The sequence below is a fragment of the Nocardia sp. NPDC060220 genome (assembly GCF_042727815.1).
Taxonomy (GTDB): Bacteria; Actinomycetota; Actinomycetes; order Mycobacteriales; family Mycobacteriaceae; genus Nocardia.
Genome location: NZ_JBHWZY010000301.1, coordinates 1 through 7365 on the forward strand (window position 1 = coordinate 1; position 7365 = coordinate 7365).

Below are 7365 nucleotides of genomic sequence, written 5' to 3' on the forward strand. Positions count from 1 at the left end.
GGCGAAGACGCTGCCGGTCGACGAGGTGTTCCTCGATCTGGAGGACGCGGTCGCCCCCGGCGCCAAGGCGGCCGCGCGGGCGAATATCGTCGCCGCCCTGAACGAACCGGGCTGGGGTTCGCAGCTGCGGGTGGTGCGGGTCAACGACTGGTCCACCGAATGGACCTTCGCCGATGTGATCAGCGTGGTCGAGGGCGCGGGCAGCTGGCTCGACGCGATCCTGTTGCCCAAGGTCACCGACGCGGGGCAGGTGCAGGCGCTCGATCTGCTGCTCACCCAGGTGGAGAAGGCCAGCGGCCTCGAGGTCGGCCGGATCGGCATCGAACCGCAGATCGAGAACGCGCTCGGACTGCGCAATATCGACGCCATCGCCACCGCGAGCCCGCGCGTGCAGACGCTGGTGTTCGGGCCCGCCGATTTCATGGCCAGTATCAATATGCGCACGTTGGTGGTGGGCGAGCAGCCGGAAGGCTACGACGTCGGCGACGCCTACCACCACATCCTGATGACGATCCTGCTCGCCGCCCGCGCGCACGGGCTGCAGGCGATCGACGGTCCCTACCTGCAGATTCGCGATGTCGACGGCTTCCGCCGGGCCGCTGCTCGCACGGCCGCGCTGGGTTTCGACGGCAAGTGGGTACTGCATCCCGGCCAGGTGGACGCGGCCAACGAGATCTTCAGTCCACGTCAGGCCGACTACGACCGCGCCGAGTTGATCTTGGAGACCTACGCCTTCCACACCTCCGAGGCCGGTGGCGCGCGTGGCGCTGTCATGTTGGGGGATGAGATGATCGACGAAGCGAGCGCCAAGATGGCACAGGTTGTCGCCGACAAGGGGCGCGCCGCGGGGATGACGAGAACCGGCGCTTGATCCCGCGGGGGTGGAATGGCGCGTTTCACTGCGGCACAGTCGGTCGACGAATAGCAGAATAGGACTATGACGAATCCCTTGGGCAACTCGAATCGCGGGCGGCAGGCGCTGCCGACGCCGCCGTCGGGCTGGCCGGTCGGCTCGTATCCGACCTACGCCGAGGCGCAGCGTGCGGTCGACTACCTGGCCGACGGGCAGTTCCCGGTGCAGGACGTGACCATCGTCGGTGTCGATCTGATGCAGGTGGAGCGGGTGCTGTACCGGCTCACGTGGGGCAAGGTCATCGGCGGCGGCGTGGTGTCGGGTGCCTGGCTCGGCCTGTTCCTCGGTCTGTTGCTGAGCCTGTTCACCACCACCGGCGGTGCGCTCGGCCCGCTCGTCGTGGGTCTGCTCGGCGGCATCGTCTTCGGCGTCATCACCACGTCGATCCCGTACGCGGCCACCAAGGGTCAGCGCGACTTCGCCTCGACCATGCAGCTGGTCGCGGGCCGTTACGACGTGCTGTGCGATCCGAAGTCCGCCGAACAAGCCCGCGACATGCTCGCCCGATTGGCTCTGTAGCGCGATGGATGTGGAGAACACGGTTCGCGCCGCGGTGCTGGACCACTTCGATGTCGAACGCGCACAGGTCGATTCGGCGTCGCTGACCTTCCTCGGGCTGGAACCCGTCGAGATCCTGCGTATTCCGGGCGACGGCGCGGTGCACTACGCGACGCTGGGCGGTTCCCGTCATCCGATGGGCGATCCGACCGATCTGCTGGCCGACCCGGTGCGCGGACCGCGCGCGGAACTGGTCCTGACGCTGCTGATGAGCGCCGACCCGCAGGTCGGGGTGGCCAAATCCCTCGGTGTGCTGGTCGCCTCGCCCGCGGTGGAAGGCGTTGTGCTGCAGGCCGACGCGCTACTCGATCTCGGAGAACCGCTGTGGCGCAACGCGAAGTTCACCGCGGTCGTGCTCGGCGAGAGCGATATTCCCGCGATCGCGCTGCCGGACCCGGCCGACCCGGTGCGCTACCTCAGCGTCACCCCGGTGACCGCGACCGAGGCCGCCTGGGTGCGCGTGCGTGGCGCCCAGGCATTGCGCGACGCCTGGGCCGAAGCCGGGATCGACGTGCGTGATCCCGAGCGCGGTGCGGTGAATCTCTAGAGCCACCCGTTGCGGCGGAAGCTGCGGAACAGCACCGCGCACAGCACCGCCATCACGATCAGCACCACGGGATAGCCCCACACCTGGTGCAACTCCCACATGTGGTCGAAGTTCATGCCGTAAACGCCCGCGATCATCGTGGGTACCGCCGCCATCGCGGCATAGGCCGAGATCTTGCGCATGTCGGTGTTCTGCTGAACGCTGATCTTGGCCAGCGCGGCATTGACCAACCCGCTGAGCGCCTCGTCGAAGTAGCTGATGTGATCGGAGACGCTGGCCTGGTGATCGGCCACGTCGCGCAGATAGCGCCGGATCTCGGTCGGCACCGGTAAGTCGGTGTTGTTCACCAGCCGCTCCAGCGGAACCGCCAGCGGCGCGACCGCCCTTCGCAATTCCACCACTTCGCGTTTGAGCTGGTAGATCGAGCCGATGCCGATCTTGGAGGCGGGCGTGAACACCGCCTCTTCCATTTCGTCGATGTCGACGCCGACGGACTCGGTGACATCGACGTAGGTGTCGACGATGTGGTCGGCGACGGCGTGCAATACCGCGGTCGGCCCGTATTTCAGCTGCTCGGGCTGCTTTTCGAGCTCGTGGCGCACAGTGGACAGGTGGGTGTGCTCGCCGTGGCGCACCGTGACGGCGAAGCGCGGCCCGGTGAAGACCATGATGTCGCCGGTCTCCACGATCTCGCTGGTCGAGTCGATGTCGTGTTCGACGTAACAGACCGTGCTCATCACCAGGAACAGGGTGTCGCCGTAGCGCTCGAGCTTGGGGCGTTGCCTGCCCTGCACCGCGTCCTCCACCGCCAGTGGGTGCAGGTCGAAGATCGAGGCGATGTCGTTCATCTGCCGCTCGTCCGGGTCGTGCAGGCCGATCCAGACGAATCCCGCATCGGTCTTCTCCGCCGCGGTCAGCGCCTGCTGCGGTGTGAAATGTCCCGGCTGCCGCTCGCCGTCGACGTAGACCCCGCAGTCGACGATCGCTCGTGCCGTCGGTACGGGGACCCGCGGTCGCGGAGTTTTCGTCGCGCGATGGGGCCCGTGGAACGACGGCATCGGCGGAAATGAGGGCACCGAGTGGATCCTACGGGCACCGTCCTCGCGCACCCGGGAACGCGCGGGACCCGACACCGCACTGTAAGACTGAGGTGTGCGCATCGACCTGCATACCCATTCCACCGCCTCCGACGGCACCGACACCCCCGCCGAACTGGTGCGGCATGCCGCGGCGGCCGGCCTCGACGTCGTCGCGATCACCGACCACGACACCACCGGTGGCTGGGCCGAGGCCGAGGCTGCCCGCCCCTCGGGACTCACCCTGGTGCGTGGCATGGAGATGTCGTGCACGGGCATGGGGGAGGACGGCTACCCCGTGCCGGTGCACCTGCTGGCGTATCTGTTCGACCCCACCGACCGCGGTTTCGCCGAGGAGCGCGAGCGGTTGCGCGGCGAGCGGGTGGCCAGAGTGCGGGCGATGGCCGAGAAGATGGCAGCCGACGGACTACCGATCGATCCCGTCGATGTGATGGCGACCGCGGGTCCGGCGGTGGGCAGGCCGCATCTGGCGCAGGCACTGGTCGCGGCGGGCGTGGTCGAGAGCGTGAATGCCGCGTTCGTCGATCTGCTCGCGCCGCACGGGCCGTACTACGCCGAGAAGGCAGACACCCCGCTGCCGAGGGCCGTGCGGCTGATCGCGGCCGCGGGCGGAGTCAGCGTGATCGCCCATGCTCGCGCACGGAAGCGGGGCAGGCTGCTGGCGCTCGACGACATCAGGGAGCTGGCCGGGCTCGGCCTCGGTGGGCTCGAGATCGACCACCCTGATCACAGCGAAGCCGATCGTCTTGTGCTGACCGGTCTTTCGCGAGAACTGGGCCTGGTGCGCACCGGCTCGTCGGACTATCACGGCAGCAACAAGACCATCGAGATCGGCGCGTGTGGCACCGATCCCGATCAGTACGAAGCACTCATCGACAAGGCGAGCGGGACGCCGGTGATCGCCCCGTGACGCTGTTGCGTGCGGTCAGCGGCGTTGTCGCGGGTGGGGTACTCGTGCTCTTGTGCGTGGTCGTCGGCGCGGCGGTGATCGGCTCGCGCCGCGACTTTCCCGGGCCGGGCGCGGAATCGCTGGCGTGGCATTTCGTGGCCGCGGTCGTGGTGGTCGTCGCGCAGGTCTTCGCCGATCGGCGTCGCGGTGTGGCCACGCTGTTCGGGTCCGCGGCGGTCTTGGTCACGGCCGGTGTATTGCTTTGGACACAATGGTGGGGTTGACGGCCGCGTAATGGTTGCGGACGGGTGAACTGTGCCCGAATATTTCTCTTTGTGACCAGCATCGAAACGGATGTCTTGATCCTCGGCGGTGGACCCGCCGGGCTCTGGGCTGCTGTCTCGGCCGCGGCGACGGGCGCGCGGGTGGTGCTGGTCGACAAGAGTCGCTGCGGTTCCAGCGGTCCCACCGTGTACGGCACGACCGTGCTCTGGGATATTCCGCCCGGTCCGGGCCGCGCGGAGGCGGTCGAGGAGATGTTCGTCTCCGGCGGCGGGCTCGGGGATCGGGCCTGGCTGCACCGCGTGGTCGACGAGACCCACCGGCGATTGCAGACCTGGTCGGGCACCCGCCATCGCGTGCCCGATCCGAGCGGCGACCCGGCCCACGCGCACTTCGACGGCGCGAGCTACCTGCGCCGGCTCCGGCGCGGCGCGCTGGAGGCGGGCGTGCGCATCCTCGATCATCATCCGGCGCTGCAATTGCTGGTCGACCCGGCGGGCACCGTGGTCGGTGCGGCGGGGGTCCAGCGCCACAACAAGTTTCGGCCGTGGGTCATCCGGGCAGGCGCGGTCGTGGTCGCCACCGGTGGTTGCGCGTTCCTGTCCGGCGGTGCGGGCACCGAGGTGAGTACCGGCGAGGGCCTGCTGATGGCGGCCGAGGCAGGCGCCGAACTGTGCGGGATGGAATTCTCCAGTGCCTACGGACTGGCGCCGGTGCTGTCGCGAGTCCATCCGCATCCGGCGGTCGCGCCCGGGCTGTCGGTGCATTTCGCTGCCCTCTACGACGAAGCGGGCGCCGAACTGCCCGACCGATACCCGGCGGCGCTCACCGCCATCGCGGACGGCCGGCGGGTCTTCGCGGCGCTGAGCGAGGTGCCCGACACCGTCCGGCACTGGCTGAGCAGGCACGGCGCGGTCGACGCCGCGGGTCGGGTGCCCGTGCGGGCGGTACTGGCGGGAACGATCCGTGGCGCGGGCGGGCTGGCCCTCGCCGATACCGATTGCTCGACGACGATCCGCGGCCTGTTCGGTGCCGGCGATGTGACCGGCCGGCAGATCGTCACCGGAGCGGCCGGCGCCCGCGGCGGCCTCAACGGGGCCTGGGCGCTGGCCTCGGGCACCTGGGCGGGGCAGGGCGCCGCCGCGTTCGCGGTCGCCAACGAAAGGGCGAGCAGTGCGAGTCCGGTGCCGGGCGCGGGCCTCGGGCCGCACGCCCACATCGACCCGCGGTCGGTGATCGGCCTGGTGCAGGAGCACACGCTGCCGCTGCGCCGCAGTTACCGGCGCAGCGCGGGCAGCCTCGGCGACAGCATCGCCGAGCTGGACGCGATGTGGCCCGGCGCCCAGTTCGACCTGGGTGGCCTCGGGGTGGGGCAGCTGCGGGCTCGCCAGGCGGCTGCGCTGCTCGCCGTCGCCCGGTGGGCGGGCTACAGCGCGCTCGTGCGCACCGAGAGCCGCGGTATCCACCGTCGCATCGACCACCCCGCCGCGCACTCGGACTGGCTGGTCCGGCTGCGCTGCGGCGGGCTCGACGACGTGTGGGTGCGCCGGGAGGAATGGCCGGAGCCACTCGGTGGCGAGCTCACCGCGGCCACCCCCGCCACGGTGTGAAAGTTCACCGGATGTTCCCGCTGCGCTGCGAGTTTTCGCTTACGCCACGGCAATTCGACACGGCTACGCTCGACACATGACGCGGTTTGGCAATCGACGCATCGTGCTGGCAGAATGTTGCGGATTCCCTTCCCTTGCCACCGCCGGGTTCGGGGAAACATCGGTGACCTTCCGCCGTGCGACGCACCGTCGCAGCGTTGGTCGACCCGTTTTGCTCGCCCGGACACACCCGTCCGGTTCCGCTCGGCGGATCAGTGCCGCGCCACGTGTACCGGTTGCCACCGTGAAACGCGTGCGGACGCGCACCCGATGAGCGTCGTAGCGCATCAGTGTCGTAGCGATCCGGCGTCCCAGAAATTCGTAGTTCCGATATACCCGGCGGTAACCGTCCCCCGGTTGAGCCCGACTCGAGCAGGAGTGAAATCGTGTCACCTGTGACTGACGCACCGAATGCCACCGCGGCGCCCAAGGCCGATGACGCAGCGAGCCTCGCTGCGATCACCCAGGAGGAGATCTTCGCGGGTCACCTCGGTGGAAAGCTGTCTGTCGAGCTCAGCGCCCCCCTCGAGACCCAGCGCGACCTGTCCATCGCCTACACCCCCGGTGTCGCCCAGGTCAGCCGGGCGATCGCCGAGGACGCCGCGCTCACCAAGACCTACACCTGGACCGACCGGCTCGTGGTCGTGGTCAGCGACGGCACCGCGGTGCTCGGCCTCGGCGACATCGGCCCGCGCGCCTCGCTGCCCGTGATGGAGGGCAAGGCCGCGCTGTTCAAGAAGTTCGCCGGCCTGAACTCGATCCCGCTGGTGCTCGACACCACCGATCCCGACGAGATCGTCCAGACGCTGATCCACCTGCGTCCGAGCTTCGGCGCGGTGAACCTGGAAGACATCTCCGCCCCGCGCTGCTTCGAGATCGAGCGCCGCGTCATCGAGGCGCTGGACTGCCCGGTCATGCACGACGACCAGCACGGCACCGCCATCGTGGTGCTGGCCGCCCTCAAGGGCGCGGCCGCGGTGCAGGGCCGTGACATGTCCGGGCTGAAGGTTGTCGTCTCCGGCGCCGGCGCGGCCGGTGTGGCGTGCGCGAACATCCTGATCGCCGCCGGCGTTCCCGATGTGGTCGTGCTCGACTCGAAGGGCATCGTCAGTGCCGGTCGCGACGGCCTCAACGGTGTGAAGGCCGACCTGGCCGCCCGCTCCAACCCGCGTGGCCTGACCGGTGGTCCGGCCGAGGCGCTCGCCGGCGCCGATGTGTTCCTCGGTTTGTCCGCGGGCACGATCCCCGAGGAGCTCATCGCCTCGATGGCGCCCGAGGCGATCGTGTTCGCCATGTCCAACCCGGACCCGGAGATCCACCCCGACGTGGCCGCCAAGTACGTGGCGATCGTGGCGACGGGCCGCAGCGACTTCCCGAACCAGATCAACAATGTGCTCGCCTTCCCCGGCGTGTTCAAGGGTGCGCTCGAC

At 69.3% G+C, this 7365-nt stretch carries 8 protein-coding genes; 7 read left to right on the forward strand and 1 reads right to left on the reverse strand.

Annotated features, from left to right (window positions below; translation table 11 throughout):
- From ACFWF3_RS17175 to ACFWF3_RS17185, 3 genes are all read left to right on the forward strand, one after another.
- The coding region (locus ACFWF3_RS17175) for an HpcH/HpaI aldolase/citrate lyase family protein (protein ID WP_379314432.1) at positions 1-871 on the forward strand (871 nt) is incomplete at its 5' end.
- Positions 872-937: 66 nt separating this feature from the next.
- Positions 938-1432, forward strand: a complete 495-nt coding sequence (locus ACFWF3_RS17180) for a general stress protein (RefSeq protein WP_056813349.1) — start codon at positions 938-940, stop codon at positions 1430-1432.
- Positions 1433-1436: 4 nt separating this feature from the next.
- Entirely contained in the window at positions 1437-2018 is a 582-nt protein-coding gene (locus tag ACFWF3_RS17185; RefSeq protein ID WP_378993390.1) for a suppressor of fused domain protein, read from the forward strand.
- Here the strand turns inward: ACFWF3_RS17185 and ACFWF3_RS17190 are convergent.
- On the reverse strand, positions 2015-3103 hold the full coding sequence (locus ACFWF3_RS17190; RefSeq protein ID WP_378993566.1) for a magnesium and cobalt transport protein CorA: 1089 nt from the start codon (positions 3101-3103) through the stop codon (positions 2015-2017). The genes ACFWF3_RS17185 and ACFWF3_RS17190 overlap by 4 nt on opposite strands.
- Positions 3104-3170: 67 nt before the next feature.
- On the opposite strand from ACFWF3_RS17190, the gene ACFWF3_RS17195 reads away from it, so the two are divergent.
- The 4 genes from ACFWF3_RS17195 to ACFWF3_RS17210 all read left to right on the forward strand — a co-directional run.
- Positions 3171-4025, forward strand: a complete 855-nt coding sequence (locus ACFWF3_RS17195; protein ID WP_378638284.1) for a PHP domain-containing protein — start codon at positions 3171-3173, stop codon at positions 4023-4025.
- Positions 4022-4288: a hypothetical protein gene (locus tag ACFWF3_RS17200; protein WP_378993391.1), complete on the forward strand. Its 267-nt coding sequence runs from the start codon at positions 4022-4024 to the stop codon at positions 4286-4288. Before ACFWF3_RS17195 ends, ACFWF3_RS17200 begins: the two co-directional genes overlap by 4 nt.
- Before the next feature lie 51 nt (positions 4289-4339).
- Entirely contained in the window at positions 4340-5896 is a 1557-nt protein-coding gene (locus ACFWF3_RS17205; RefSeq protein ID WP_378993392.1) for an FAD-binding protein, read from the forward strand.
- Between the two features lie 425 nt (positions 5897-6321).
- Positions 6322-7365, forward strand: a 1044-nt coding sequence (locus ACFWF3_RS17210) for an NADP-dependent malic enzyme (RefSeq protein ID WP_379314433.1), incomplete at its 3' end; no start/stop codon positions are given.